We start from the raw sequence: 26,399 nt of genomic DNA on the forward strand, positions 1-26,399 counted from the left end.
GGCGGCAGCCGTCCGGAGTCTTGGCTGCGGCGTCCGGCCCACGTCACGGTAGCGTGGCAAATCCGGTCGCCATTCTCGCTCACCGGCCAAGTGTCTTTGGCGCACTCGGTCCGGGGCATCATCACAGCTTGCCATTCCCGCCGCTGGGCAATAGCACACAGGCGACTAAACGTGTTCTGAAAGCGACTTGGGCTGGGAAGTCGTCCTGTGCCTACAGGAAAGTCAGATAACCCTTTCAGTGTAGGCGAACCCCAGCAAAGGGTTGGAGTGACGGGCTGACGGTCGTCCGCCGGGATGGCAGGGAAAACAGGCGCGCCGCAGCATCCCAACATCAGGTTACAAATGAGCGACAAGCGTCGTAGCGATATTCAACCACCACAACACCATGCCATCCCCGTCTGGATCGAGGTGACAACACAGGCCTGGCTGCAACAATATCGCCAGCAATCGCCAGACAGGACGCCCGCCATGCCCAGCATTCATTTCAACCGAATCGTCAACCTCAGCCACCCGATCCACCCCGGCATCGCGCTGTGGCCCAATGACCCACCGGTGGTGTTCAAGACCGAGGCTTCGCTGGAAAAGGACGGTTACCACCTGCGCAGTTTCAGCATGGGCGAGCACAGCGCCACCCACATGAATGCGCCGAACAGTTTCGACGCCGGCGCCATGGGCATCGACGGCTACACCGCAGAATCCCTGGTACGGCCCGCCGTGGTGGTGGACTTGGCGAGCCGTGTGGGGGATGAATCCGACTACGTCATCGGCATTCAGGACATCGAGCGCTGGGAGCAGGCACACGGCCGGATCCCGGAGGGTTGCGTGGTGCTGTTCCACACCGGTTGGCAGTCGCGCTGGGCGGATCCGCAACGCTTCATCCAGGTCGATGCGCACGGCCTGCACTTCCCGGGCATCGGCGCCGCCACCAGTCGATTCCTGCTGGAGCAACGCGCCATCGCCGGCGTCGGCATCGACACCCACGGGGTTGACCCGGGCCAGGAAACCACATTCGCCAGCAATCGAGGGGTGTTGCAACGCGGCGGCATCATCCTCGAATGCCTGGCCCAGCTCGACCAGCTACCGGCCACCGGCAGCACGTTGGTGATTGGCGTGCTGCGCCTGGAGGCGGGATCTGGCTCGCCGGCCAGTGTGTTGGCGTTTGTGCCCTAGGGGATGGTGAACGTTCGGTACTCAGCCCAATCTGACACCTGCCCACCCGATGTCTGCCTTGCTGTCATCCTGTAAGATCCCGGCGCCAACCCGGCCCCTTCAATGATCCAGTCTCCGCGCCCATCGGCGATTGGTTTGCCAAAACAGTAGCCCGCCCCCTCAAGGCACACATCCACCATCGCGCCCGCAGCGCTTTTTCCCGAAATGGTAAAGGGCGGGGTTATATGACTGGCCTGCGTCGGACTCAAAATCAATGGAGGGGCTGGGTACACCGGTGTCGCTCCGCTCCCGGTGCCCACACCATTATTACAGCCATTCTGGATTGAAACCTCATGTGACACATCGGGCCTATAGGGTTCCAGATTCCACGGTGTTTTACTTCGAGCAATCGCCAAGTGACACACCAACTGACGACGCATGCCTCCCCCATCGTGATATTTCCACTGCCAATCGTTACCGAATTTTTGAACCAACTCGGCGTACTCCGCATTGGTCTGGTTGGACTGTATCGCCCGGCCACACTCAGTGGGTATCACAGACAAACTCCATTCGTTTTTTTGCGTTCCGGGATCGTAACGCTCTGACCAGACCGCTGACTCAATGTATTGTGCACACGCGCCGCCCGCTCCTTGATCAGCACCATAAGCGACCTGGACAACTAACAATAATAAAAGCACATTAACTTTCATCGCCGCGCCTCTGCTTATCCGCTGAGTGCTCATCTTTTTTTCCGAGATCCGGCAGAAAAAATTTCACTTTTTTCGCTAATCAGGGGACCTTGATCGTTCGGTTATTTGCCCACGCTGACACTTGGCCATTCGCTGTCTGTCTTGCCGTAAACCTGTAGTTCCCAGGGCTCAATTGCGCACCGTCGATAAACCAATAACCATTTGCGTCAGCGACCACGGGAGCACCGAAACAATACCCACCGCCCTCCAAACATACGTCGACGGTTGCGCCAGGTGCACTTTTCCCGGAAATTCTGAAGGGTGGCGTTACGGTAGCCCCCTCCATCGGGCTCACTATCCAGGGCTGCTCCGAATAGGACGGTGTGGTCCCTTCTCCTGCCATCACTTCCTGATCATTAGGAGCAAAATTGAAAAGCACGTCCTGATCCGCCGTCATGGGTAAACGGACGCTTATGATAGGAACAACGATGCCTCCGCTATCGCTATAGAATTCTTTTTGATTGGTTCGCGCATCCGCCAGGCCGGCAGGATCCGAATAAAAGAAGGCTTGGATGGGTAGCGTGCGAGCGCTGCCTTGGGGCCAGGTAGTGATCTGTAATTCGTTCCACTCATAAAAGCCATTGACTTTCTGCTTGGCTTTGACTGACTCATAGAAAAAAACAGCGCCGTTAGCCGTACCGCTCGCGACATCGAAGCCACACTGTTCCAAGTGGGGATTGCCGCTCACCGATTGGTTCCAGTGATTGGCCCACTGATCTGAATTGGTGATGCCTTGCGATTGGCAGGGTCGACTGACTTCGTAGTATTTGTTTCCCTCTAACGTTATTCGTCCGCACAAAGAATCGCGATGCCAATCCCACGAATCCATCGGGAATGAGCAAACAACGCCAAGCGAAAGTTTATTGGCCGGTGCCAGAAACTTGGGATAAAGAACATAGCCATTATTGAACCCCCAGGCAAACGTCTGAAACTTGGCATCCGCTCGCAAATAGGAAAACGCCACCCCTCCTCTTTGTTGCGAAGCAGGACTGGGATCCCAAACCCTGTAGTTATTAGATTTTTTGGTCACCCTCAAGACAACGCCACTGCAGAGAAATGCCGGGCGATTATTTGTGCCACAATTCTCAGCCGCATTAGCGTATTGATTACGAATGGCAGCCAATGTCGCCTGCCCCTCGTCCCAGGAGTTGCCCGCATTACCCGCAACCCATTGCGCATTCACCTGATAACAAACAGCGAGCAAGCCAAGTCCGGAAAAACAAAGTATCGTTTTCATAAGCGGGCCTCGTTAATGACTCAACGGTGAAGTGCTCACCACCTTGCAAACCAAGCGCCTCATAAAACGATACGAAATTCAATGACTCAACCCATGCTTATCAGCCCCGACATCAGGCACCAACTTCATCTAAGCCATATAACGCGATCAGTCTTGAATAGTCATGACACGCCCTGCACTTTGGTAATCAGCCTATGACAAGCCCCGTAGCCACTCTACTGTCAGATATGACAGCGCTGACGAGTGGAACGATGTGTAGTCGCCATGCTGGCCAGGCAGATCGATTTCGACACGAAACCGCTGCCGTCATCTGCGTTTCAAGGCGTTGCTGCTGCCGTAAGAGACGCAACGTTTCCTGATGCGTCGCCAGCGCCAATGATCTGAAGAAGTCAGCGGCAGCCCACTCGATCTGAGCCCCCCCTACCGCTACACGCCGGCCCGCCTCAAAACTTGAAGAGCGCCTGGGGCGCCTGGACCATCAACGCCTGCATCAACGACGCCGAACACTCCAACCCTCGCAACTGTGCCATGACCGTCTCGAAGCCGACGTGTTCTTCATGCTGCGTGTGCGGCCAGTCACTGCCCCACACCAGTCGCTGGGGGCCGAAACGCTGCTCAAGGACAGCCAATGCCGCCTGGGCGAACTCGAGGTTCTGGCGATCCGTTCCAGCCAATCGATAAATGCCGGACACCTTCATCCACACCTGCCCGCTCGCACCCAGCGCCATCAGCTCGGCGAAGCCCGGTTGACCAAGGCCCAGGCGTGCATCCGGACGGCCGAAATGATCGACCACCAGCCGGATGCCGAGGGGCAACAATTGGCGAATCAATTCCGGCAGGTCTTCGACATGGCGGTGCAACTCGACATGCCAGTCCAGCTCGGCGATGTGAGCGAAAAAGTCCTTCCAGGCAGCCTCGCGAAAATCCGGCAGGGCCTGGCCCATCAGGTTCAGTCGCACGCCGACCACGCCTGCCCGGGCCATGTCTTGCAACTCGGCGCGGCTCACGCCCCGCTCCAGCACCACCACCCCGCGCAATTGCTCCGGCGCCTGGCGCAACGCGGCCAGCAGGTAGCGGTTGTCGGTGCCGAGAAAGCTCGGCTGCACCAGGACGCCATGGCTCAGGCCATGGGCGTGCAGGTGGTCGAGGTATTGCGCCAGCGTCGCATCATAGTCGGGTGTGTAGCGCCGCGCGGCGACCAGCGCCAGCTCGCGGCTGAACACATGCGCATGGGAGTCGATGCCGGTGATCGGCGAACGCGTATCAGGCATGGGCGCTCTCGCTGGGGGTAACGGAATGTTCCGGTTGCTTCGACGCTTCCAGGCTACGGCCACGGGTCTCCGGCAGGCACAGCGCGGCGATCACCGCCACGCCATAGGCGATGCCGGCGTCGATGCCAATGGCCGATCCCAGCGACATCGAATCACTCATGTGCCCGACCAGGAACGGGAACACCGCCGACAGTACGCGGCCGAAGTTGTAGCAGAAGCCGACGCCGGCACCGCGCACATCCGCCGGGTACAGCTCGTTGAACAGCGCCCCGAGGCTCGCCGGGATGCCGGCCGCGAAGAAGCCCAGCGGGAAACCCAAGAACAGCATTTGGGTGTTGGTCAGCGGCAAGAATACGTAGCACTGCACGGTGACCACGCAACACAGCGCGAACAGCACGATGTTCTTGCGGCGGCCGATGCGATCGATCAGCAGGCCGCTGACCACGCAACCGCACCAGAAAGCGAAGATGATCACCGCCAGGTAGCCGCCGGAGTTGAGTACCGACAGGTTGCGCTCGGTCTTGAGGAAGGTCGGCAACCAGGTCATCACCGCGTGATAGCCGCCGTGGGCACCCAGGCCCAGCAGGCCGCCAAACAATGTTACGCGGATCAGTTCAGGCCGGAAGATGCCGCCCAAGGACTTGAAGAAGTTCTGCGGGATGGCCTTTTCCTTTTGCAGGCGCTGGAAGCTGTCGGGTTCCTCGACGTTGCGCCGCACCCAGATGATCAGGAACGACGGCAGCAGGCCAACGATGAACATCACTCGCCAGGCCATGTCCTGGGGCACGAACGAGTAGATCAGCGTGAAGACCCCGACCGCCAGGCCCCAACCCACTGCCCAGGCACTCTGTACCGTGCCCATGACCTTGCCGCGATACTTGGGGTTGATGGTCTCGGCCATCAGCACCGCACCGGCGGCCCATTCGCCGCCAATGCCGAAACCTTGCAGCGCCTTGACCACCAGCAGTTGATGGAAGCCGGTCACGAACGCCGACAGGAAGGTGAAGAAAGAAAACCACAGGATCATCCATTGCAGCGTACGCACCCGGCCGTAGCGGTCCGACAGCGTGCCGCCGACCCAGCCGCCGAGCGCCGAGGTGACCAGGGTCACGCCGCTGATCAGCCCCGCATCTCCCTTGGACAAGGCAAACGCGGCGATCAGCGCCGGTATCGCCAGGCCAAACATTTGCACTTCTAGCGCGTCGAGCGACCAGCCGCCGAAGCAGGCCCAGAACGTTTTGCGCTCCCGCGCAGTGACTTGGCGATACCAACTGAACATGTTTTTTATCCTTATAGTCGAATCAAAGGCAGCCGAGAGCGAACCGCGCCGCTGCAGGGCCAGTGATGGCAAAAAAACGGAACCGGCGCCGAGCTTCGCCGCCGGGGCTGTATCAACCCGTCATGGGTCAGCGAATGTCCACGCTGTAGCGGAAATGCTCGGCATGCCCGCGTGAGCGCCGCCACTCCAACGGCGTGCCGGCGTAATCACGCGCCAGCCGCTCGATCACCACCACCGGGCTGTTGACCGGCACTTGCAGCAATCGCGCATGCACGCCGTTCACCGATTCGGCGGTGAGGGTTTCCTGGGCGTAGGCAACCACCTGGCCGCAGGTTTCTTCGTAGATGGGGTACAGCAATGGGCCTTTCTGACTCAGGTCGATTTCGAGCAACGATTGGAACCGGTCGCGCGGCAGCCAGATTTCTTCGGCGAGCACCGGTTCGATATCGAGCAGACGCAGGCGGACGATGCGGATCACCGGGGCATCGGCGGGCAGCCCCAGCGCCTGGGCCACCGCCGATGGCGCGGCCACCGGCTCGATGGACAGGATGCGGCTCTCGGGAATCCGACGTTCGCCCGAGGCGCTCTGGAAACGGAAAAAACGAAACAAGGAAGATTGAAACTGTGGCCGGCGAATGAACGTGCCTCGCCCTTGCTGGCGCTCCAGGATGCCCTCGCTGACCAGGGCATCGATGGCTTTGCGCACGGTGCCGGTGGACAGTTGATACTCCGCCGAGAGCGCGGCCTCCGTGGGGATCGCCTCCCCCGGGCGCCAGCGGTTGTTGGCAATCTGCTCGGCCAACTGGTCGCGCAGGCGTTGATAGAGCGGCAGGCGCACATCACTGGAAAGGGAGTTCATTGACCTTATTCACCTTGTTATCTAGTCATATATATGAATATTGCGGCGAGTATTTCCCTTGCCCGTCCGGCTGTCAAGCCAGGCTTGACGGTGAGACGGACGAATGGCGGGTCAATCCATGCACAACGACAGGCCCGCTCAATAGACCCGTCGAACGCCACGTAGTACAGTGCGCGAAAACCGATAAATATCCATCTTGAGGAGACTGAAGTGACCCGATTCCAACGTGACGCGACTGGCCTCGCCCGGTCAGTTGGGGTGAGCACCCCATGATCGAAATCACCGAAGTCTCCATTGCCCACCTGCGCGCCGCGCTTGAATCCGGCCAGACGACGGCGGTCGAGTTGGTGCAGGCCTATCTGGCCAGGATCGATGCCTATGATGGTCCGTACACGTCCACGGCGCTCAATGCCGTGGTGGTGCGCAACCCCGAGGCCCTCAAGGAAGCGCAGGCGTCCGATGCGCGCCGGGCCAGCGGCCAGACCTTGGGCCCGCTCGATGGCATTCCCTATACGGCCAAGGACAGTTACCTGGTCAAGGGGCTCACGGCAGCGTCCGGCAGCCCGGCCTTCAAGGACCTGGTGGCCTATCGCGATGCGTTCACCATCGAACGGCTGCGCGCCGCCGGTGCCATCTGCCTGGGCAAGACCAACATGCCTCCGATGGCGAATGGCGGCATGCAGCGTGGCGTGTATGGACGGGCAGAAAGCCCCTACAACCGCGACTACCTGACCGCGCCTTTTGCCTCGGGCTCCTCCAACGGCGCCGGCACGGCCACCGCGGCCAGCTTCGCGGCCTTCGGCCTGGCGGAGGAAACCTGGTCCAGCGGCCGCGGCCCGGCGTCGAACAACGGCCTGTGCGCCTACACGCCCTCGCGTGGGGTGATCTCGGTTCGCGGCAACTGGCCGCTGACGCCGACCATGGACGTGGTCGTGCCCTTCGCCCGCACGATGGCCGACTTGCTGGAAGTGCTGGACGTGGTGGTGGCAAGCGATCCGGACACCCGTGGCGACCTGTGGCGCCTGCAACCCTGGGTGCCGATTCCGAGTGTCGAGGCGGTTCGCCCCGCCTCGTACCCAAGCCTGGCCAGCCAACCGGGCGCGCTCGCCGGCAAGCGTTTCGGCGTACCGCGCATGTACATCAATGCCGATCCCGAAGCGGGTACGGCGGATGCACCAGGTATTGGCGGCCCGACGGGCCAGCGCATTCACACCCGCGCCTCGGTGATCGAGCTCTGGGAAGCGGCGCGCAAGGCCATCCAGGCCCATGGCGGCGAAGTGATCGAGGTGGATTTCCCATTGGTGTCCAACTGCGAGGGCGATCGTCCTGGCGCACCGACCGTGTTCACCCGGGGCCTGGTGTCCAAAGCGTTCCTGCACCATGAGCTGTGGGACTTGTCGGCCTGGGCCTTCGATGATTTCCTGCGGGCCAACGGGGATCCGACCCTCAACCGCCTGGCCGACGTCGACGGGCCGAAGATCTTCCCTCACGACCCGGGCACTCTGCCCAACCGCGAGGATGATCTTGCCGCCGGGATGGACGAGTACGTGAAAATGGCCGAGCGCGGCATCACCCCCTGGGACCAGATTCCGACCCTGCCCGACGGCCTGCGCGGCCTCGAAGAAACGCGCCGGATCGACCTCGAAGACTGGATGGACCGGTTGGGCCTGGACGCGGTGATCTTCCCCACCGTTGCCGACGTTGGGCCGGCGGATGCGGATATCAATCCGGTATCTGCCGACATCGCCTGGAGCAACGGCGTCTGGGTCGCCAACGGCAACCTCGCCATCCGCCACCTGGGCGTGCCCACCGTCACCGTGCCGATGGGCGTCATGGCGGACATCGGTATGCCGGTCGGGCTGACGTTTGCCGGTCGAGCCTATGACGATTCGAAGCTGCTGCAACTGGCTTCGGCGTTTGAGTCGATCGAGTCCAAGCGTCTGATTCCGCCGCGTACACCGCCGTTGTCGACAAACGCCTGAGGCTGTGGGAGCTTGCTCGCGATCGCATTTGCACAGCCGACATCTCGGCAAGCTGATGGGTCGCTTTCGCGAGCAAGCTCGCTCCCACAAGGATCTGGGGTTGTTCATTGCATCTGCGCACGCACCAAATCCTGTGGGAGCGAGCTTGCTCGCGAAGGCGTCGGCACGGCCAATCTAGAAACCCACGCCCCAACCGCCCCCTAATTAACAACGTTTAACTCGCCCCTCCCCGCCTCGACACGAAGAATGACTCCCGCCGTTCGGCCCGGCTTTCCCACCGGAATCAGCCAAGCCGAGGCAAGTCATTTCTCACGCGGGGCATCACCCATGTTGCTTGCATCAAAAAATCTCACCGGGTTCAAGCCGGTCTGGCTCCTGGCCTGGTTGGCCGGCGGGGCTGCACCGGTGATGGCGGCGGGGTCGGGGCAAGAGTCGGCTGGCGTTCTCGATGGCGCCAAGCTGGACGTGCTCAGCCGCAACTTCTACCTCAATAACGACTATCGCTCCGCCAGCCCCTCAGGCAAAAGCTACAAGGCGGAATGGGCCCAGGGATTCATCACATCTTTCGAGTCCGGATTCACCGCCGGCACGATCGGCGTGGGCCTCGACGCCCACGGTTTCCTCGGTCTGAAGCTGGACGGCGGCAAGGGGCATTCCGGCACGGGATTGCTGCCGCTCGATGATGACGGCCGTAGCGAGGACCAGTATTCCAGCGCCGGCGGCGCGCTGAAGTTCAGAACCTCACGCACCACCCTGGCAGTGGGTGAAATGACCGTGGAAACCCCGGTATTCGACACTGCAGACAAACGCCTGCAACCGGAATACGCTACGGGCACGCTACTCACCAGCCACGAGCTCGACGGCATCGGCCTGCAAGCGGGCCATTTCAGCGCATTCAAGAACCAGGACGCCTCCACCGGCAAGGGCGACTTTTCCGGTTACGGCGCCACGACTCGTCACAGCACCATCGATTTCATCGGCGCCGACCTGCTGGCCGGACAGCCCCTGGGTGGCGCCCTCTATGCGTCCGAACTGAGCGATACCTGGCGCCAGTACTACGCCAACCTGCACACCACCTTCGGCGCGCTGTTTGTCGACGGCAACCTGTACCACACCCGCGATGAAGGCCGGGCTGCCGCCGGCCAGATCGACACCACGGCCTATAGCCTTTCCGGTCGGTATCGACTCGACGCCCAGGCCTTCACCCTGGCCTACCAGAAAATCAACGGCGACACGCCCTTCGATTTCGTCGGCGGCGATTCGATCTACCTGGCCAACTCGATCAAGTACGCCGACTTCAATGGCCCGGGAGAACGCTCCTGGCAAGCACGCTACGACCTCGATCTCGGCGCCCTGGGCATTCCCGGCCTGAGCTTCATGGCCCGTTATGTAACCGGACGCGGGATCGACGGCAGCCACGCGCCGCAAGGCGGTGCCTACAACCCGTTCGATGCGGACAGCGGCACCTACCGTCCGCAACAAGGCGATGGCGGACGCCACTGGGAGCGTGACCTGGACCTGCACTACACCGTGCAATCAGGCCCGGCGAAAGACCTGTCATTGCAACTGTCCCATGTCACCCACCGCGCCAACAGCGCCCAGGCCGGGGATGACATCGACAGGCTGTATGTCGTCATCCAATACCCGCTCAAGCTGGGGCCGTTTTGAACCAGCGAGCCGGGTTCACAGCCGGAAATGCTGCTGCAGGGCCCGGCCGAGCAGGTCAACCGCTTCGTCGGCGTGTGAGGCCTGGGACCTGACGAACACCACCTCATGGTCGGCAATGGCAGGCAGGTCGTCGAGGATTCGCATGCTCGACGTCACCCGCGCGCGGTCTATCAGGCTGATCGCCAGGCCCGCTTCCACACACGCCTTGACGGCCTGGTTGGAGGGGCTTTCGAGGACGATGCGCGTCTTGTGGCCGCTTTGCCTGAGGGACTCGATCATCGCCTGGCGATAAGGGCATTGCGTCGCATGCACGGCCAACGGCAACGGCTCCATCGAGGCGATCGCCATCTGGGCCGGGCCCACCCAGACCGGCTTGGTGGACACCAGCACCTGCGCCTGGGCATCCGGCTCGCCCTTCGGCTGGGTCACGACCGCGGCCTGAAGCTTGCCGCGCTGCACCAGGTCGCGCAGTGCATAGCTGGGCGCGGTCTTGAGCTCCAGCACTACGTTGGGCCAGGCCGAGGCGAAAGTCGGGAGGATGTCGCGAATCACATGGTCGGCGTATTCGTCCGGCACCCCCAGTGTGATGCGTCCCGCCAGCCGCGTCCCCTGCAGGTCGGCCAGCACTCGATCATGGGTGCGCAGCAACTCCGTCGTCGCCAGCAGCAGCCGCTTGCCCAGTGTCGTCAGGGAAACGGCCTGATTGTCACGATTGAATAAACGGCCACCGGCAACCACCTCCAGCCGTTGGATGTGTACGCTCACCGCCGCCGGGCTCTTGTGAAGCAGTTGCGCCGCTGCGTTGAACTTGCCGATCCGCGCCACCGCATGGAACGTGCGGACCAGGTCGATATCGAGTATGGCTGTCATGGTTCAACCTTTTTGAACAACTGATGCACGATATTTTGATTTATTAGATTACGCCGGTTTCGTAGCCTGGGGCTATGAACTTGCCAAAATCGATGACCTGCTCTTTTCCCCCACGGCCCGACTGGTGCCAGGCCATTCCGTTGCCCCTACTGGAGGCGGCGTTGCTGTTGACCTGGAGTTCCGGCTTCATCGGCGCACGTTTCTCCCTCGACTACGCACCGGCGTTGCTGGTGGTGTTCTGGCGCTGCGTGGTGGTCACCATCATCCTGTTTCCGTTCGTCATCAGTCAGTTGCGGCGCGCCTCCCCCGGCGTGCTTCTGAAAAATGCCGGCATCGGCCTCCTGGCCATGGCCGGCTACCTGGCCGGTATTGTCCAAGGCATTGCCCTGGGTGTACCCGCAGGCTTGGCCGCTCTGGCGGCCGACCTGTTGCCCATCGGCATGGCCCTGCTGGCGGCCGGTGTGTTGGGGCAACGACTGGCGTGGCCAGTCTGGGCAGGCCTGGTCATCGGGCTGCTGGGCGTGTCCGTGGTCACCCACGGCGCGCTGGCGTGGGGCAACGCGCCATGGTGGGCCTATAGCCTGCCGCTGCTAGGCATGTTGTCCCTGGCCGTCGCCACCCTGTGGCAGAAGCGCCTTCCGGCGTCCGATTCACTGGGCCTGCTGCCTAACCTGTGGCTGCAATGTTGCGTCTCAGGCGTGGCCTTCGCCGGCCTTACGGGCGCCCAGGGCAGCCTGGCCCCGATCCCCAGCGCAGGGTTTGCCATAAGCGTGCTGTGGACCGCCGGGTTGTCCACCCTGGGCGGCTATGGGTTGTATTGGCTGTGCCTGCGCCGCGCGACCGCCACCCGGGTCGCCAGCGTGCTTTATCTCAGCCCACCCATCACCCTGCTGTGGGCCTGGGCCATGTTCGGCGAGCCACTTTCCTGGCAAATGGTGTCTGGCCTGGCTGTGTCCGCCCTGGGCCTCTGGCTGGTGGTGCGCACGGAAGCGCGGCAGGCCCGACGCCGATAGCGACCGCTCTCAGGCGTCCGAAGCTGTCACCGCAGGGTAATGCAGTGTCGTCCCGCAGACCTTCGCGGCTGGGTTCAACACGGCCTTGTTCGCCTTGTCCTTGTCTAGGATATGGATGACTTCAACCCCGCGCAGCAGCAGATAATCCGCGATGATCCGCCGATGGCAGCGCCACCAGACAGCCTCCGCGCACATGATGACGCAGCGTTGGTGCTGGCTCAGTTCCAGGAGGCGAGCCAGCCCGTGCTCGAACTCGTCCGAGAGCGCGTAATCGGCATAGTTGTGGAAGCTGCGATTGTCCCAGAACCCATTGACCTCATCGGCAACGGTCCTGGACTTCTTGCGCAAGCCACCCAACTGCTCGATCTGCTCGTGACGCAGACCCACTTCGGCCAGCCGTTGGGGAAAAGTATCCAGGTTGTATTGCGGGTTGGTGCGTGAGCGTGGAACCGTCCTGACGTCGACCACGGTCTCGATTGCAAACCCTTTGACGATGTCCACGAACTGGTCGAAGGTCCGGGTGGAATGACCGATCGTGTAGATGCTTGAATGCTCCATCAATGAAAACCCGACGCTGATCCTGGTATTCGCATTAGGTCCGCCGTTCCGGCAAAGGTTTCTTGATCGTTTCACCGTGGCGAGGGCGCCGGCACTCGCTCGACTGCGTGGCCTTCGCCACGGTGAAGGTGGGGCCAGCGATCACGCCGGGGCTTTGAGCGTGTCGTAGGCTTCCAGCGTGCGCAGCGAATAGATGTACGCAGCGCCGGCGTTCAACGAGATCGCCGTGGCCAGGGCTGCGCTGACCTCTTCGCGGCTTGCGCCGGCCTTGATTGCGGCGTCCGTGTGGGCGGCGATGCATCCGTCGCAACGGGTGGTGACGGCGACCGCGATGGCAATCAGTTCGCGGGTCTTGGCATCGAGTACGTTGTTTTCACTGGCGGCCTCCCCCAAGGCCATGTAGGCCTTGACCATTTTCGGGTTGCTGCGGCCCAGCGCGCCGAAGGCTTTTTGAAGGGTGGGCAATAATTCGGACCAGTTATGGAACATGGCATTAACTCCTGAGTGGGTTGGGTGTACTGTTTCAACGCCTTCAGTTTTCCACTCCTGCGCAGGTCGGGTTTGTCCAATGCTCTCAGCGTTTTTCGCGAAGATCTCAAATGCATGCCATCGATAAACTCATCAGCCTGGCCAACGTGCGCGGCAGCCTGGACCTGCGCTGCCAGTTCGACGGCGACTGGGCCCTGGATCACGGGCAGCAAGCGTTGGGCAAGGCGCCCTATCACATCGTGCTGGCCGGTGAATGTCGGGTGGAATTTCCGGATGGGCAGCGCTTGCCCATGCGCGCCGGCGATATCCTGCTGCTGCCGCGCGGTGCCCGGCACGTCATGCACAGTCCCGGCAAAACCGTGGCGCCGGTCACGCCCACTCAAGTGATGGGCGGCACCTTGCCGATTCATCGCATCGGCGGTGCCAGCGTGGAGCTGGACATGCTTTGCGGCGGCTTCTCCTTCAACCGTGCCTCGCTGCTGTTCGCCGCCTTGCCCGACTACCTGGTGATTCCCAGTGGCGCACTGCCCGCCAACGGTCCGCTGCCGGCGCTGGTCGAAGTGATGCGAGGGGAAGCGGACGGCAACCGGGTCGGTGCGGGGTTTATGCTCGATGCCCTGTCCCAGGCACTGTTCACCCTGATCCTGCGGGCGCACCTGGCCAGCCAGGGGCAGGACAGCGGCTCGCTGGCCTTGCTGGGCGACAAGCGCCTGGGCCGGGCCTGGCAGGCGATGCTGGATGATCTCGCGCACCCGTGGACCATCGAAAGCCTGGCGCAGATCGCGAACATGTCCCGGGCGAACTTCATGCGCGCGTTCGTCAGAGTCGCCGGCGTCTCGCCCTGGGTGCTGCTGACGCACATGCGCATGGAGCAGGCGTTCAATCTCCTGCACCAGTCACACCTGGGGTTGAGTGACATCGCGTTGCAGGTCGGCTACCAATCCCAGGCCGCGTTCAGCAAGAAATTCAAGGAGCTCCACGGCCAAGCCCCCGGCAAAGTGCGGCGCGGGCTCTAGCTAACCGGGCGCCTGTTCAGATCTCCAGCACCAGGGGTTCACTGCCTTGGGCCGGCACCGCGCAACAGATCAGCACTTCGCCTTCGCCAACCGGTTCGGCCGGCGGTGTCAGGTAATGCACCTGGCCCTGGCTCAGGCGCGTCTTGCAGGTGCCACAGGAACCGCCACGGCAACTGAATTCCGGCTCCAGCCCTCGCGCCTCGGCCAGTTCAAGCAACGTCCCGCTGCCTGGTTCCCAGCGCCCTTCCTTGGCCGAACCGGCGAACAGGATCTTCACCGGCTCGGTCGCCGCCGGTACTTGCTGCGCCGCCGGGACACGGACCTCGACGTCCCGCACCAGGGTGGACGGGCCGAAGGTTTCGGCATGGATGCGATCGTCCGGAATGCGCAGGCCACGCAGACCATCGTACAGCGCCTGGGTAAAGCTGCCTGGCCCGCACAGGTAGTAATCGTAGTCATTCAACGGCAGCCACTTCTTGAGCAGCTCGATATCGATCCGACCCGGCAGGTCGTAGGCTTCGTTCGCGCCCGCCGCCACAGGCGGCTGGCTGACCATGCGCAGCACCTGCACCTTGTCGCCGGCACGCGCCGCCAGTGCATCGATCTCATCACGAAACGCCAGTTCAGCCACCGTCCGCGCGCTTTGCACCAACCAGACCGGGCGCAGGCGGTTGATGCGCAGCCCTTGGTAAACCACTTCGCGCAACATCGACAACAGCGGCGTGATGCCAACGCCGGCCGCCAGCAACACCAGGGGGCGCCGTTCGGTCGGTTGCACCGTGAAATGCCCCTGGGGCGCGCGCGCCTCGATCGTGTGCAGTGGCAGGACCTGATCATGCAGGTGGGACGACACCGAGCCATCGCGCTTGACGCTGATGCGCAGAAAATCATCCGACGGCGCACTGGACACGCTGTAGGTCCGGATCGACGGGGCTTTGTGCCCAGGCAACGAAACCCGCACCGGCAGATGTTGCCCGGCTTCGAACCGCGGCATACCGACCCCGTCGCTCGCTTGCAGGTAGAACGAGCGAATGCCGGGGCTCTCATCCACCACCCGCGTGACCTGCAGCGAACGCCAGTGGGTCCGCAAGGCCTCGGCCTGCAAACGCTCGGTGGCATGCTCCCAACTGCCGGTCATCCGCGAATTGGGCGATTCCCCTTCGGCCTTGTCTTTCCAGCGCAATGGGAGTGCGGCCGGCCGGTGGACGATGCGCTGGGGCGTGAAGCGCAACAAGCGCTCGGCGCCCTGGAACGCGGCGATCTCGGGATCGTCCAGCACCACCTGCGCCGTGCCGCTCATCTGCAGCAGATCGCCGGTCTGGACATCGACGAACACCAGCCCGGCCCGAGGGTTGAGCAGGATATTGCCCAAGGTGTTGAAGAACAGGTTTCCGGAAAAGTCAGGCACCGTCAGTGTCCCGTCCTCATCCATGCGCACGAATCCCGGTTTGCCGCCGCGGTGGGAGGCATCGACCTGCCGCTCGCCGTCGCGCACCACGTAAGAGGCGATGTAGAACGAATCGGCGGTCGTCACCAGGCGCCGTACCAGGGGGTCCGCCACGGTCAACTCGCGGGGTACGCCGGCCTGCTGCTCGACAAAGGCATACTCGCGCAGGTTGATGTAGCGCGGGCAGTTGCCATAGGCCTGGCGCACCGAAATTTCGAGCCCCTGCTCGAGCTGGCGTCGCACGACCCCATTCATGCGGTTACGCCGCCGGGTGTGCAATTCGATGCCCAGCATGCCGATGGCGTCCCCTTCGCCCAGGCCTTCCTGGGCCGGGTCGTCGGGTTGCGGTTGGACATTGATGTGCAGGGTTTGCGGATCGGGCGAGTTCATGAAGCCGGGCCGACCCGCACGCAGGGTCGCCCAGACATCGCCCTGGCGATCCACCGCTCCGAGCACCACGAACGGCAACTGGGCGTAGAACTCGCGATGCTGGTCCGGCATCCAGGTCCGCGCCAACTGACGCTCGCCGACACCGGCCATCATGTCCACCGCGCCCACCGAACGCTGCAGGGTCAGCTCTCCTTCGTGCCAGGGCGAGGGTTGTACGGTCGTGGCTTCGTCCATCATCAGCTCCTCGCGCCCGCAGCGTAAAGCCGCGCCATGGCGCCTCGTTCAGGGATACTCCGCCACACCTGTGGCCAGGCGTGCAGGTCAGTGACGTCATCTTCTGCCCAAAGCGCCGATACAGGAATACGCACACGCTGCAATCCACTCTTTCACACCGTGCAAGGGTGATGGGGCCGCGTCGGTCCACGGCGTCATACCCTGAGGCTGGCGAAATGCTTGGTCAGCTCCATCAAGGTGGCGCGCAGTTCCGGGGGCCGCACGGGCTTGGCCAGGATCGAGATGTTCATGTGGTGCAACGCATGGCGGATCCGTTCGATGTCGTGGCCGGTCATGATCATCGCCGGGACCTCCCAGCCACGTTGCTCGCGGATCGCCGCGATGCACTCGGAACCCGAGACCTTCGTCCCGAGATCGAAGTCGGCAATGATGATGTCGCAGTCGCTGGTCACGCCCACCCCGTCGCTGTGGGTCTCGACTTCGCAACCCCACTTTTCCAGCAGCGCCGAGGTCGCCATCAGCACGTTGGCGTCATCCTCCACCAGGCACACCCGCAAGCCCTGCAAGCGGCTCTGCGTGGGCGGCGTACGCGCCAGCGCCGCCCGGGGCGCGACCTTTTCCAGGCCTTCGATGGCGGCGCAGGTTCCCCTGCCGACCCTGGAATCGAGCCGGATCTGCAGGTTGATCAGATGGCTGATGCGCTTGACGATCGACAACCCCAGGCCCAGCCCCTCGACGTCCTTGTCGCGGACGTGACGCACCCGGTAGAACTCCTTGAACACTTCGGGCAGATGTTCGGCGGCAATGCCGCGCCCCTTGTCGTAGATGACGATGGCCAGGCCATTGCCCCTGGGCCGCACGCAAATCAGCACCGGTTTGCCGGGGGCGTACTTCAGTGTATTGGAAATCAGGTTCTGCACCATGGTCGCCAAAAGGCCGGCATTGACGTTGACCCACTGGTGGCAGGGCCGCAGGCGCAACTCGACACCGGCCCAGCGCGCCGCCTCGGTGTTCTGCTTGACCACGTCCTGCAGCAGCGCGCCCAGGTGCACGGGCTCCGATTGCGGCTCCAGTTGCCCGTTGTCGAGGGTGTAGATGTCCAGGATCGAGCGAAACAGTTGCGACACGATGTGCAATGAGCGGTCGATGTTATCGACCAGCCGCAGTTCTTCCTGGCCCAGCCGGGCATCGCGCAGGCATGCGGTGAACAACCCGATGGAGTGAATCGGCTGGCGCAGGTCATGGCTGGCCTGGGCCAGGAAGCGCGACTTTTCCTGGTTCGCGGCAATCGCTTCTTCCGAGGCAATGCGGGTCCGGGTCAACAGGATGTGCGCATAGGCCGGCACGACGACGGTGGTGACGATCAGCATCAGGAACATGTAGGGCTGGCCCCGCCAGAACGGCGTGAGCAGGAAGATCATGACCAGCATCCCGAGGGCAATCAGTGTGGCGGCCGCCAGATAACGCGAACCGAAGCGCATGCCATTGCCCAGGGTGACCCAGAGTAATGCCGCATACACCGGCAGCGCGCCTTCGCCCCCGACGATCATGGCAAACGAGATACCCGAGTAGTCGTGTGCCATGGCAAAGAGCCGACGCAGGAAAAAATGCCCCGGCCAACGCTTTATGGCCATGCGCAACGGGACTGCGACGCTGATGAAAAAGGCCATGTACCACATAATCGGGATATACGTGGCAAAGTCACTGGAAGGCAGGCACGCCACCACGATGATGTAGAGCGAAGCGCAGGTGCTGACCGTCAACCTCAAAGTGGCCTGGTCCAGCTCGCTATTCTTTTCTGTCATGGTCACAGGATTTTCCCAACATGAAAGGTTGTTTCAAACTTGAAACCCAAGGGGGCCGTTTAGGTTACGATGCGCTGACTTGAAGGTCAGGAGGATCTGGAGCATGACGTGCAGAGTAATTGTGGCCGATGACCATCCTTTGTTTCGCGAGGGCATGCTGCGGACCGTCGAACGATTGATACCGACGGCCACCATCGAACAGGCCGGCAATCTGGACGAAGTATTGGCCCTGGCGCGGGCCGGGCTGGAAGTGGACACCCTGATACTCGACCTGCGCTTTCCCGGTATCACGTCGCTGCAAGTCATCGGCCAATTGCGCAGTGAATTCAAGCGCACCTCGATCATTGTGGTTTCGATGGTCGATGACGTGGATGTCATTACCCAGGTCATGTCGCTGGGGGCTGACGGTTTCATCGGCAAGAACATCGACCCCGCCGGCATCGCCGACGCCATCATGGCCATCCGCGAAGGCGAAGTGGTGGTGAAATACCAGGCTGAAAACTCGGTGCTGGACGATGCACTGGCCCAACTGACTGCACGCCAGCGGGAAGTGCTCGGCTTGATCGCGGCCGGCAAGACCAACAAGGAAATCGCCCGGGACCTGGGCATCTCGCCCTTCACTGTACGCATCCATGTCTCCAGCCTGCTCAAATCCCTGGGCGTGCCTACCCGTGCGGCGGCAGCGGCACAATTCTCCAGTTTCCCCGTCAACGGCGGATGGCCCGTCAACTCACAGAGCTGAACCCGACACCGGTAGACCGACGGTGGGATTTATCCTCCCTGCCAGCGCACCATGCCATAGAACACTTGTACTATAGCCGCGTCCTACCCTCCCCTCCTAAGCTGTGAACGCCCCTGAAAGGTGGCTGGAATGGCCAAACCTGCAACCGCCAACACTCCCGACTGCGCGCCGAAACACCAGGGTGCATGGATCGTATCGAACAGAGACATCCAATGGCCCGTTCGAACGCCGGGCGTCGCCTCACCCGTGGACGCTCCAACCGCCGGCCTCGCTCACTCCTTCCAGGTACCGCCACTCACAGTGCACCCCTTGCGGGTGCTCTCCAGCAGCTCAGCCGTGCGCTTGTAGTAATAGAAATCCACCCCCTGTCCGTTGACGTTCAGGCAGGTGGCCTGGGGGTTTTGCGGGCAGGTTTGCGAATAGGTGATCCGGCCCGCCTCTCCGCCCAGGGCGACCGGCATGTTGGCATAGGCTTCACAGCTTGAACGGAACTTGGCCACCGGCTGCTCATCGCTGGCCTGCACGCAGTCCTTGGCCTCGATATGCTGGCCCATGACCGTCATCTCACCTTCCATCGTGCAGGCCTGGCTACCGGCATGGGCCACTGAAACACACAGCAGCGTGGCACTGATCACACTGCAAAAACGAACGACTCCGTTCATGTACTCTCCCGAGATCCTGGATGGTCACAAGCGCCAAAGTATCCAGGCTCGGAAGTTCATTCTGAATAGCACAGATGGGCTAGTCGCTACGCCTGCAGGGCTCAGCCCACCCAGCCGATGGCCGTCTTGGGAATGACCTCGGACTCGTCGAGCTTGGAGGCGAACATGCTCACCGCCTCAAGCGCATCGGTGGTGCCGGCCCGTATCTGGACGATGACCGAGCCGGCCTGATCCGCCAGCGTGACCCCGCGCAAGGCCCCCTCGTGGGTCTCGTTCATGCTGGTCACCGCGTCACGGGTTTCGGACAGTATCTTGCCGATCATCTCGGCAATCTCCGACGTCGAGCGGCTGGTACGCCCGGCCAGTTGCCGGACTTCGTCGGCCACTACCGCGAACCCCCGACCCTGGTCACCGGCCCGTGCAGCCTCGATGGCGGCATTGAGGGCCAGCAGGTTGGTCTGGTCGGCAATGCCGCGGATGGTGTTGACGATCGCCGTGATCTCTTCCGAACGCGCGCCCAATTGACCGACCAGACGTGCGGAAGCGCCGATGTTGTCGGCGATCTCGCGCATTTCCTTGGCTGTCTGGTGGATGACCTGAGCCCCCTGCTCCGCGACGCGCTCGGTCTCGGCAGAGATATGGTAGGCACGGGAGGCGCCGCGCGAGTCTTCTTCGAACTTCTCCACCCGCTCGCTGATGTTGCTGGCGAACTTGACGATCTTGCTCAACTTGCCCTCGGCGTCATACACCGGGTTATAGCTCGCTTCCAGCCACACCACCTTGCCGTGCTTACCCAGGCGCTTGAACTGGCCGCTGAAGAATTCACCGGCGTTCAGGCGTCGCCAGAAATCACTGTATTCGGCGCTGTTGACCAGGTCCGAGTCGCAAAACATCCGATGGTGCTTACCTTTCAGCTCGCCCAGTGAGTAATTCATGACGTGCAAAAAGTTGTCGTTGGCGGTCAGGATATTGCCGCCCAGGTCGAACTCGATCACCGCCATGGCTCGGTCGAGCGCGGCCAGCCGGCCACGGGTTTCCGCCTCGCTCGCGACCTTGGCCGTGACATCGAGTGCATACTTGACCACTTTGACGACGCGGCCCTGTTCGTCGACGACCGGGTTGTAGCTGGCTTCCAGCCAGATGTTCTGGCCCTGCCCACCGCGACGTTGGAACGTACCGGAAACAAACTGACCAGAGCGCAGCTGGTTCCAGAATTCGCGGTACTCGGCACTACCGGCCAGCGCCGGGGTACAGAAATCGCGGTGCGAGAGCCCTGCCAGTTGGTCGGCACGGTAGCCCATCGTCTTCAGGAAATTCTCGTTCGCACGAAGGACTTTGCCATCGGGACTGAACTCGATCACGGCCATCGACCGTTCAAGCGCGCCGACTAATCCCTTGTATGTTGCCAGTTCGGCCGTCCTGGCCGACAGTTCACTTTTCAGTGCTGTGTTAAACATGGCATACCCTCTGCGAACCCGAAATTTTTATTGGACTTCAAAAGGGCTATCGACCCGCGGATCAGGGGCTTTATACACCGCAACACAATTATGTTTTGACGTCAGAAAAACGCTGGTCGCGTCACCCGCGCAAGTCACTGAATGCCGGTCTGTCGGGGCCTCTGACCTGCTCCAGCAGCCAGGTCCTAAACGCCTGCACCGTTTGGGTCCCGGCCGTTTCATGGGGGCTCACGAGATAGAAACCGAAATCGGATTTCAACTTCAGGTCAAAGGGCACTACCAAGCGCCCGGCCTTGAGGTCGTCCTCGACGTACGTCGAGCGCCCGATGCACACCCCCAAGCCATCCACCGCAGCTTGCACCGCCATCATCGCCAGGTCGAATGTCAGGCGTGAGCCCTCGGCAAGCCGCGCCGGCTGGCCGGCGGCCTCCAGCCAAGCGTTCCAGTCGCCCTGGGTCTGCCCACTGACCTGCAACAAGGTATGGCTGGCCAGATCGCCCGGGTTGCGCAAGGCGCCGGAGCCCTCCAGCAACCGCGGGCTGCACACCGGGAAGATCTCGTCGCACATCAGCCAGTCGGTCCGCAGTCCCTGCCAGTCACCGGCCCCGTAGCGGATAGCAGCATCAATGCCCGTTTTGCGAAAGTCCACCAACTCGGTGGACGCAGTGATACGCACATCGATGCCGGGAAATGCCTGCTGGAACGACGCCAATCGCGGCAACAGCCACTTGGAAGCAAATGAAACCAGGGTGCTGATCGTCAGCACGCTGTGATTGCGCGTCTCCAGCAGGGCCTCGGTGCAATGGCGCAGCTCGTGGAACGCCGAACGAATGCCGGGAAAGTAAGCCTGGCCCTCACGGCTCAGGGCCAGCCCGTCCTTGAGCCGCAGGAACAAACGCACGCCCAACTCCTCTTCGAGCCGCCGGATCTGATGGCTGACGGCGGTCTGTGTCACGTTCAGCTCTTCGGCAGCCTTGGTAAAGCTCATGTGCCTGGCGGCCGATTCGAACGCCTTCAGGCCATTGAGGGAGGGAATTCTGCTGATCATGGGGCGACACGATGCTCATGAGGTTTTGTCATACGCTAGCACCGCAAATGTCCTTTGAACATGTTGCCGTTGCCAGGGATTCTAGGGACGCATGCCAAGGCAATCGCCCCAGCGAACCTCCACCGTCCCTTAGGAACACCATGAAACTGTACTTTGCCCCCATGACCTGTTCATTGTCCCCGCACATCGTCCTGCGGGAACTGGGCCTGCCATTCGAGTTGGTCCGGGTCGACAACCAGACCAAGCGCACCGCCGACGGGCTGGACTTCCTGAGCATCAATCCCAAGGGCTATGTCGCGGCCCTGGCGCTGGATGACGGCAACGTGTTGACCGAAGGACCGGCCATCGTCCAGTACCTGGCCGACCAAGTCCCGGGCAACTCCCTTGCGCCGGCCAATGGCACCTGGGAACGGGTGCGCTTGCAGGAGTGGCTGAATTTCATTGCCACCGAGATCCACAGCGGTTGCGCGCCACTGTTCAACGCCGGCATGGCCGCCTCGGCCAAGGTCATCTTCCGGGAAAAACTGTCCAGGCGTTTCGACTACCTGAACCGGGCTCTCGAACAACAGGCGTACCTGATGGGCCGCTTCGGCTTGGCCGACAGCTATCTGTTCAGCGTACTCGAATGGTTGCCACGGCTCGGCATCGAGATCAACAACTGGCCGGCGCTGATGGCGTTCATGGAGCGTATCGAAGCACGCCCCTGCGTCCAGGCGGCCATGGCCGCCGAAGCAGCCTGACCTACGTCACATCGAAACGGCAGGTGGGCAGGCGCCCTATTTCCGGCCGCGCGTACAGGTAGCCTTGCATCAGCTCGATGCCCAGCCCCACCAGCGCAGCGCTTTCCCCTGGGGTCTCGACCCCTTCGGCAATGACCAGGATCCCCAGGCGCCTGGCCACCAGGAGAATCCCTTCGACAATGGCCTGTTTCACCGGATCCTGGTCGATACCACGGGTCAGCGCCATATCGATCTTCAGCACCTGCGGCTGGAACATCGCCAACAGGTTGAGACCCGAATAGCCGGAGCCGAAATCATCGATCGCGGTGGTGAACCCCTGGCGCTCGTATTCGGTGAAGATCGACTTGAGGTGGTCAGGGTCGTCGACTTTCTCGCCCTCGGTGACTTCGAACATCAACCGATCCAATGGAAAATTGGCCAGACGCGCCGCCTCCAGCGTAGCCCGGATGCAGGTCTCGGCCCGGTAAACAGCGTTGGGCAGGAAGTTGATGCTCAGCAGGCATCGAGGGAGGTCCAGAAGGCCCAACCGGGTAGCCTCTTCGATCGCCTTCACGCGACATGCCTGGTCGAACCGGTAGCGGTTGCCGTCATTCACCTGCCCCAGGATGTCGCTCGCCGATTCACCGTTGATCCCTCTGACCAGCGCTTCATAGGCAAACGCAGCGCCAGTACGCAGATTGAAGATCGGCTGGAACGCCATGGTGAAATCGAACCCGAGCGCCTCATGGTTGCGGCACTCGGCACAGCCAAGGGACTTGAAGGTTTGACGGGGGGAGTGTTCGGTCATGATCGATATTCCGTTGCGTTGACGGTACGTCCCTGCCGGTGCAAAGACTCTAGTCAGCCCTCCCTGAATCGGCAAAGGCCTGGCTTTCTGGAGCGCCGTCGATCACCGGCATCGGTTTGCACCCAAACACCTAGCCGGGTTTTACGGCCACGGGCATTGCCATTCGCGTGCACAGATACAGCAGACCTCCCACACCGACCAAGGCGCCGCCGCGCAACCAGGTTTCCAGGCTTTGCTGGCTGAGCAAGACCAGGCACGAGACGATCGCAAGGAGGGGCACCCAAGTGGGCACCCGAAAATGCGCTTGCGCCACCGGATCGCGGCGCAGCACCAACACCGCCAGGTTGGTGCTGAGGAAAACAAAAAGCAGCAAGAGCACGACGGTCTCGGCCAATGTGGCGAGAGAGCCTGTCAGCGTCAACGCGATGGAGACCAGGGTGGTGGCAATGATCGCGACCCACGGTGTGCGCCGTTTGTGCAGGACTCGCGCCAAGCCCCCCGGCAGCAAGCCCTGGCAGGCCATCCCATAGGCCAGTCGGCTGGCCATGATCATGGTCAGCAGCGCGCCATTGGCCACGGCGACCAGGGCGATGAAGGCAAAGACCCGCGGCGAAACGCTCAACCCCGAGGCGCGGACGACTTCCAGCAAAGGCGCCGAAGTAGCGACCAATTCATCCATGGGCAGCACCGAGGCAGCCGCGACGCCCACGGCCATGTAAACCACGCCGGCGGTGAGCAACGCGGCGAACAAGGCGCGCGGATAAACCTTGCGCACGTCGCGTATTTCTTCGGCGAGATTGGCCGAGGTTTCGAATCCGACGAACGAATAGAACGCCAACAATGCCGCACTCAACACCGCCAGCCATGGGCTGACGCCCGGTTTGAATTGCAGCGCACTGTGCAGATGGGCATCACCGGAACGGAAAAACCAGGCCGCGGCGACGATGACCAGTATCAGGCCCGACAGCTCGATGACGGTCATGACCAGGTTTGCCCCCAGGGACTCCTTGATTCCCCGGGCATTTAACAAGGCGATCATCACCAGGAACACCAAGGCAGCGATGTGAGGCGAGACGTGAATGAAGGTTGCCAGATAATCGCCCGCGAACGCCAACGAAAGGCCGGCTGCACTGGTCACCGCCGCAGCCAGCATGCAAAAGCCGACCAGAAAGGAGAGAAACGGCGAGCGGAACGCCTTTTCGGCGAACACCGACGCCGCGCCGGCCTGCGGGTACTTCGTAACCAGTTCCGCATACGAGCCGGCAGTGAGCATGGCGAAGAACAGCGCCACCAATAAAGGCACCCAGATCGCTCCCCCCACCTGTCCGGCGATGGTCCCGGCCAGCGCGTAGACACCGGCACCCAGCACATCGCCAAGGATGAAGAGAAACAACAAAGGTCCGGTCACGGCGCGCCGCAGCGGGGTTCTGGAGGATTTTGGGGTCACATTCACTCTCGGCTCTGGCGATCGTTCGAAGCCTGCTGGCTTGGGCCAGGCGGCTGCATCGTGGTGCTTAAGCAATGGAAATATCGGCCAGGGGAAAGTTCAGAAATGTTCCGGGGATGGCGCTTGAAGCCGGCTGAAGCCTTTTCTTCGCGAGCAAGCCCGCTCCCGCACAGGGAATCCGTGGTCGACACACATCCTGTGTCCACCCAATAACGCTGTGGGAGCGGGCTTGCCCGCGAAGGCGGTGGGTCAGCCAACCTCTTCATCAACTGATTCACTGCATTCGCGAGCAAGCCCGCTCCCACACAGGGGATCTGTGGTCGACACACATCCTGTGTCCACCCAATAACGCTGTGGGAGCGGGCTTGCCCGCGAAGGCGGTGGGTCAGTCGACTTCATTGGCACTGACAGAGCGCATGCGCGAAGATGTTCACCGTTAACTTTGAGCCTGCTCCCCCAGAACCCTCGCGTACACCGGCCGGTCAACGTTGCCGCCCGACAGGATCACCCCCACCCGTTTCCCCGCCATCGCGTCACGCTCCTGCATGAGCGCCGCCAACGCGGCGGCGCCGGCACCTTCGGCGAGGTTGTGTGTGTCGGTGTAGTAGACCCGCATGGCCTCGGCAATTTCACGATCGTCGACCGCCACGATCCGTGCCGCCGCGGTCCCATAGAGGGCGAATGCCTCGGGTATGGGCTTGCGCACGGCGAGGCCGTCGGCGAAGGTGTTCGCCGAGGGGGTCTCGCACAGGGTCCCGGTCTCGAACGACTGCTTCGCCGCCGCAGCCTCAGTGGACACCACACCGACCACCTCGGTGTTCAAGCCCAAGGCATCACGGGCGGCGATGACGGCGCAGATCCCCGACCCGCAGCCGATCGGCACGTAGACCGTGTCCAGGTCCGGCACCGCCTTGAACAACTCCCACCCATAGGTCGCCACGCCCTTCACCAACTCGGCGTGAAACGGCGGCACCAGAAACAAGCCCTGCCGCTGCGCCAAGCGTGCGGCCTCCTCGCGGGCCTCATCGAAATCGCGACCGAACTCCACCACCTCGCCACCGAAGCCGCGCATGGCTTGGTTCTTCTCCAGCGAATTGCCCTGGGGCACGACGATCAACGCCCGCAAGCCCAACGCCCTTGCCGCCAATGCGAGGCTCTGGCCGTGATTGCCCCGGGTCGCGGTGACCACGCCCTTCACCTCGGGGTGCTCGCGCTTGAGCCAGTGCATGAACGTCAGGCCACCGCGAACCTTGAATGCCCCGGTGGGCGTGTGGTTCTCGTGCTTGACCCACACCGTGCAACCCAGCCGTTCAGCCAGCAAGGGCCAAGCGTACTGAGCCGTGGCCGGCATGGTTGGGTATATGTTGCGCGCCGCTTGTTCGATATCGTCGAGCGTCAGTTGGTGCATAGGGTCACCTCCAGGTTTTGCCCAGTCTAGTCATGGGCGCCACCGGCGGGCTTCCAGAAAACTGACCTGACTTTCAGCCCTCTTCTTCACTA

At 62.2% G+C, this 26,399-nt stretch carries 23 protein-coding genes and 1 pseudogene; 7 read left to right on the forward strand and 17 right to left on the reverse strand.

From position 1 onward, the window contains the following. Nucleotides 1-468 precede the first annotated feature (468 nt). Nucleotides 469-1,170: a cyclase family protein gene (locus AD664_RS05445; protein WP_053144955.1), complete on the forward strand. Its 702-nt coding sequence runs from the start codon at nt 469-471 to the stop codon at nt 1,168-1,170. Here AD664_RS05445 and AD664_RS26840 read toward each other — a convergent pair. The 5 genes from AD664_RS26840 to AD664_RS05465 all read right to left on the reverse strand — a co-directional run bounded on the left by AD664_RS26840 (nt 1,167) and on the right by AD664_RS05465 (nt 6,544). Further along, nucleotides 1,167-1,859 (reverse strand): DUF2599 domain-containing protein, encoded by a 693-nt coding sequence (locus AD664_RS26840; protein ID WP_172679696.1) that lies wholly within the window; start codon nt 1,857-1,859, stop codon nt 1,167-1,169. The two genes, AD664_RS05445 and AD664_RS26840, sit on opposite strands and share 4 nt — an antisense overlap. A gap of 79 nt (nt 1,860-1,938) precedes the next feature. Beyond that, nucleotides 1,939-3,135, reverse strand: a complete 1,197-nt coding sequence (locus AD664_RS27480; protein WP_157061542.1) for a carboxypeptidase-like regulatory domain-containing protein — start codon at nt 3,133-3,135, stop codon at nt 1,939-1,941. 443 nt (nt 3,136-3,578) lie between these two features. Next, a complete protein-coding gene (locus AD664_RS05455; protein WP_053144959.1) occupies nt 3,579-4,406 on the reverse strand; it encodes an amidohydrolase in 828 nt (275 codons plus the stop codon). Next, nucleotides 4,399-5,685 (reverse strand): MFS transporter, encoded by a 1,287-nt coding sequence (locus AD664_RS05460; protein WP_053144961.1) that lies wholly within the window; start codon nt 5,683-5,685, stop codon nt 4,399-4,401. The genes AD664_RS05455 and AD664_RS05460 overlap by 8 nt, the downstream gene beginning before the upstream one ends. 127 nt (nt 5,686-5,812) lie before the next feature. Beyond that, a complete protein-coding gene (locus tag AD664_RS05465; RefSeq protein ID WP_053144963.1) occupies nt 5,813-6,544 on the reverse strand; it encodes a GntR family transcriptional regulator in 732 nt (243 codons plus the stop codon). A 269-nt stretch (nt 6,545-6,813) separates the two neighbouring features. Between AD664_RS05465 and AD664_RS05470 the strand changes: the two genes are divergently transcribed. Beyond that, complete coding sequence (locus AD664_RS05470) at nt 6,814-8,526, forward strand: amidase (RefSeq protein WP_053144965.1); 1,713 nt, start codon at nt 6,814-6,816, stop codon at nt 8,524-8,526. 327 nt (nt 8,527-8,853) lie between these two features. Further along, nucleotides 8,854-10,194 carry an OprD family porin gene (locus tag AD664_RS05475; RefSeq protein ID WP_053144967.1) on the forward strand — a complete coding sequence of 447 codons (1,341 nt, stop codon included), beginning with the start codon at nt 8,854-8,856 and terminating at the stop codon, nt 10,192-10,194. Nucleotides 10,195-10,209: 15 nt separating this feature from the next. Here AD664_RS05475 and AD664_RS05480 read toward each other — a convergent pair whose 3' ends face one another. Further along, nucleotides 10,210-11,064, reverse strand: a complete 855-nt coding sequence (locus AD664_RS05480) for a LysR family transcriptional regulator (RefSeq protein WP_053144969.1) — start codon at nt 11,062-11,064, stop codon at nt 10,210-10,212. A gap of 74 nt (nt 11,065-11,138) precedes the next feature. Between AD664_RS05480 and AD664_RS05485 the strand changes: the two genes are divergently transcribed. Continuing rightward, nucleotides 11,139-12,077, forward strand: coding sequence for a DMT family transporter (locus tag AD664_RS05485; protein ID WP_083454141.1), 939 nt, complete (start codon nt 11,139-11,141; stop codon nt 12,075-12,077). Nucleotides 12,078-12,086: 9 nt separating this feature from the next. Here AD664_RS05485 and AD664_RS05490 read toward each other — a convergent pair whose 3' ends face one another. Both AD664_RS05490 and AD664_RS05495 read right to left on the reverse strand, forming a co-directional pair. Continuing rightward, nucleotides 12,087-12,635, reverse strand: coding sequence for a DUF488 family protein (locus AD664_RS05490; RefSeq protein WP_053144973.1), 549 nt, complete (start codon nt 12,633-12,635; stop codon nt 12,087-12,089). Between the two features lie 141 nt (nt 12,636-12,776). Continuing rightward, nucleotides 12,777-13,124, reverse strand: a complete 348-nt coding sequence (locus AD664_RS05495) for a carboxymuconolactone decarboxylase family protein (protein WP_053144978.1) — start codon at nt 13,122-13,124, stop codon at nt 12,777-12,779. 110 nt (nt 13,125-13,234) lie between these two features. On the opposite strand from AD664_RS05495, the gene AD664_RS05500 reads away from it, so the two are divergent. Then, entirely contained in the window at nt 13,235-14,140 is a 906-nt protein-coding gene (locus AD664_RS05500) for an AraC family transcriptional regulator (RefSeq protein ID WP_053144980.1), read from the forward strand. A 16-nt stretch (nt 14,141-14,156) separates the two neighbouring features. Here the strand turns inward: AD664_RS05500 and AD664_RS05505 are convergent, their stop codons facing one another. Together AD664_RS05505 and AD664_RS05510 are read right to left on the reverse strand one after the other, a co-directional pair. Further along, on the reverse strand, nt 14,157-16,211 hold the full coding sequence (locus AD664_RS05505; protein ID WP_053144982.1) for a pyridoxamine 5'-phosphate oxidase family protein: 2,055 nt from the start codon (nt 16,209-16,211) through the stop codon (nt 14,157-14,159). Between the two features lie 194 nt (nt 16,212-16,405). Beyond that, on the reverse strand, nt 16,406-18,016 hold the full coding sequence (locus tag AD664_RS05510; RefSeq protein WP_053144983.1) for a hybrid sensor histidine kinase/response regulator: 1,611 nt from the start codon (nt 18,014-18,016) through the stop codon (nt 16,406-16,408). Between the two features lie 103 nt (nt 18,017-18,119). Between AD664_RS05510 and AD664_RS05515 the strand changes: the two genes are divergently transcribed. After that, entirely contained in the window at nt 18,120-18,758 is a 639-nt protein-coding gene (locus AD664_RS05515) for a response regulator transcription factor (protein ID WP_053144985.1), read from the forward strand. Between the two features lie 272 nt (nt 18,759-19,030). Here AD664_RS05515 and AD664_RS05520 read toward each other — a convergent pair whose 3' ends face one another. The 4 genes and pseudogenes from AD664_RS05520 to AD664_RS05530 all read right to left on the reverse strand — a co-directional run bounded on the left by AD664_RS05520 (nt 19,031) and on the right by AD664_RS05530 (nt 21,925). Then, complete coding sequence (locus tag AD664_RS05520; RefSeq protein ID WP_157061543.1) at nt 19,031-19,420, reverse strand: hypothetical protein; 390 nt, start codon at nt 19,418-19,420, stop codon at nt 19,031-19,033. Between the two features lie 101 nt (nt 19,421-19,521). Beyond that, nucleotides 19,522-20,106, reverse strand: a complete 585-nt coding sequence (locus AD664_RS28130) for a methyl-accepting chemotaxis protein (RefSeq protein ID WP_371260945.1) — start codon at nt 20,104-20,106, stop codon at nt 19,522-19,524. A gap of 3 nt (nt 20,107-20,109) precedes the next feature. Continuing rightward, nucleotides 20,110-20,877 (reverse strand): annotated as a pseudogene (locus tag AD664_RS28135) (PAS domain-containing protein); the annotation flags it as partial. 121 nt (nt 20,878-20,998) lie between these two features. Next, nucleotides 20,999-21,925 carry a transcriptional regulator GcvA gene (locus AD664_RS05530; RefSeq protein ID WP_053144991.1) on the reverse strand — a complete coding sequence of 309 codons (927 nt, stop codon included), beginning with the start codon at nt 21,923-21,925 and terminating at the stop codon, nt 20,999-21,001. 140 nt (nt 21,926-22,065) lie between these two features. Between AD664_RS05530 and gstA the strand changes: the two genes are divergently transcribed. Next, complete coding sequence (gene gstA / locus AD664_RS05535; RefSeq protein WP_053144993.1) at nt 22,066-22,665, forward strand: glutathione transferase GstA; 600 nt, start codon at nt 22,066-22,068, stop codon at nt 22,663-22,665. A 1-nt stretch (nt 22,666) separates the two neighbouring features. Here gstA and AD664_RS05540 read toward each other — a convergent pair whose 3' ends face one another. The 3 genes from AD664_RS05540 to AD664_RS05550 form a co-directional block, all read right to left on the reverse strand. Further along, nucleotides 22,667-23,452 (reverse strand): EAL domain-containing protein, encoded by a 786-nt coding sequence (locus AD664_RS05540; protein WP_053144995.1) that lies wholly within the window; start codon nt 23,450-23,452, stop codon nt 22,667-22,669. A 130-nt stretch (nt 23,453-23,582) separates the two neighbouring features. Continuing rightward, complete coding sequence (locus AD664_RS05545; protein WP_053144997.1) at nt 23,583-24,905, reverse strand: APC family permease; 1,323 nt, start codon at nt 24,903-24,905, stop codon at nt 23,583-23,585. Nucleotides 24,906-25,335: 430 nt separating this feature from the next. Further along, nucleotides 25,336-26,307 carry a threonine dehydratase gene (locus AD664_RS05550; protein ID WP_053144999.1) on the reverse strand — a complete coding sequence of 324 codons (972 nt, stop codon included), beginning with the start codon at nt 26,305-26,307 and terminating at the stop codon, nt 25,336-25,338. Nucleotides 26,308-26,399: the final 92 nt, after the last annotated feature.

The organism is Pseudomonas sp. P97.38 (genome assembly GCF_001269745.1).
GTDB classification, from domain to species: Bacteria; Pseudomonadota; Gammaproteobacteria; order Pseudomonadales; family Pseudomonadaceae; genus Aquipseudomonas; species Aquipseudomonas chlororaphis_E.

Excerpts from the sequence above, each read along its gene's own strand:
- AD664_RS05445 (WP_053144955.1), top strand. The coding sequence starts at position 469 with ATGCCCAGCATTCATTTCAACCGAATCGTCAACCTCAGCCACCCGATC.
- AD664_RS26840 (WP_172679696.1), bottom strand. The coding sequence starts at position 1,859 with ATGAAAGTTAATGTGCTTTTATTATTGTTAGTTGTCCAGGTCGCTTAT.
- AD664_RS27480 (WP_157061542.1), bottom strand. The coding sequence starts at position 3,135 with ATGAAAACGATACTTTGTTTTTCCGGACTTGGCTTGCTCGCTGTTTGT.
- AD664_RS05455 (WP_053144959.1), bottom strand. The coding sequence starts at position 4,406 with ATGCCTGATACGCGTTCGCCGATCACCGGCATCGACTCCCATGCGCAT.
- AD664_RS05460 (WP_053144961.1), bottom strand. The coding sequence starts at position 5,685 with ATGTTCAGTTGGTATCGCCAAGTCACTGCGCGGGAGCGCAAAACGTTC.
- AD664_RS05465 (WP_053144963.1), bottom strand. The coding sequence starts at position 6,544 with ATGAACTCCCTTTCCAGTGATGTGCGCCTGCCGCTCTATCAACGCCTG.
- AD664_RS05470 (WP_053144965.1), top strand. The coding sequence starts at position 6,814 with ATGATCGAAATCACCGAAGTCTCCATTGCCCACCTGCGCGCCGCGCTT.
- AD664_RS05475 (WP_053144967.1), top strand. The coding sequence starts at position 8,854 with ATGTTGCTTGCATCAAAAAATCTCACCGGGTTCAAGCCGGTCTGGCTC.
- AD664_RS05480 (WP_053144969.1), bottom strand. The coding sequence starts at position 11,064 with ATGACAGCCATACTCGATATCGACCTGGTCCGCACGTTCCATGCGGTG.
- AD664_RS05485 (WP_083454141.1), top strand. The coding sequence starts at position 11,139 with ATGAACTTGCCAAAATCGATGACCTGCTCTTTTCCCCCACGGCCCGAC.
- AD664_RS05490 (WP_053144973.1), bottom strand. The coding sequence starts at position 12,635 with ATGGAGCATTCAAGCATCTACACGATCGGTCATTCCACCCGGACCTTC.
- AD664_RS05495 (WP_053144978.1), bottom strand. The coding sequence starts at position 13,124 with ATGTTCCATAACTGGTCCGAATTATTGCCCACCCTTCAAAAAGCCTTC.
- AD664_RS05500 (WP_053144980.1), top strand. The coding sequence starts at position 13,235 with ATGCATGCCATCGATAAACTCATCAGCCTGGCCAACGTGCGCGGCAGC.
- AD664_RS05505 (WP_053144982.1), bottom strand. The coding sequence starts at position 16,211 with ATGGACGAAGCCACGACCGTACAACCCTCGCCCTGGCACGAAGGAGAG.
- AD664_RS05510 (WP_053144983.1), bottom strand. The coding sequence starts at position 18,016 with ATGACAGAAAAGAATAGCGAGCTGGACCAGGCCACTTTGAGGTTGACG.
- AD664_RS05515 (WP_053144985.1), top strand. The coding sequence starts at position 18,120 with ATGACGTGCAGAGTAATTGTGGCCGATGACCATCCTTTGTTTCGCGAG.
- AD664_RS05520 (WP_157061543.1), bottom strand. The coding sequence starts at position 19,420 with ATGAACGGAGTCGTTCGTTTTTGCAGTGTGATCAGTGCCACGCTGCTG.
- AD664_RS05530 (WP_053144991.1), bottom strand. The coding sequence starts at position 21,925 with ATGATCAGCAGAATTCCCTCCCTCAATGGCCTGAAGGCGTTCGAATCG.
- gstA (WP_053144993.1), top strand. The coding sequence starts at position 22,066 with ATGAAACTGTACTTTGCCCCCATGACCTGTTCATTGTCCCCGCACATC.
- AD664_RS05540 (WP_053144995.1), bottom strand. The coding sequence starts at position 23,452 with ATGACCGAACACTCCCCCCGTCAAACCTTCAAGTCCCTTGGCTGTGCC.
- AD664_RS05550 (WP_053144999.1), bottom strand. The coding sequence starts at position 26,307 with ATGCACCAACTGACGCTCGACGATATCGAACAAGCGGCGCGCAACATA.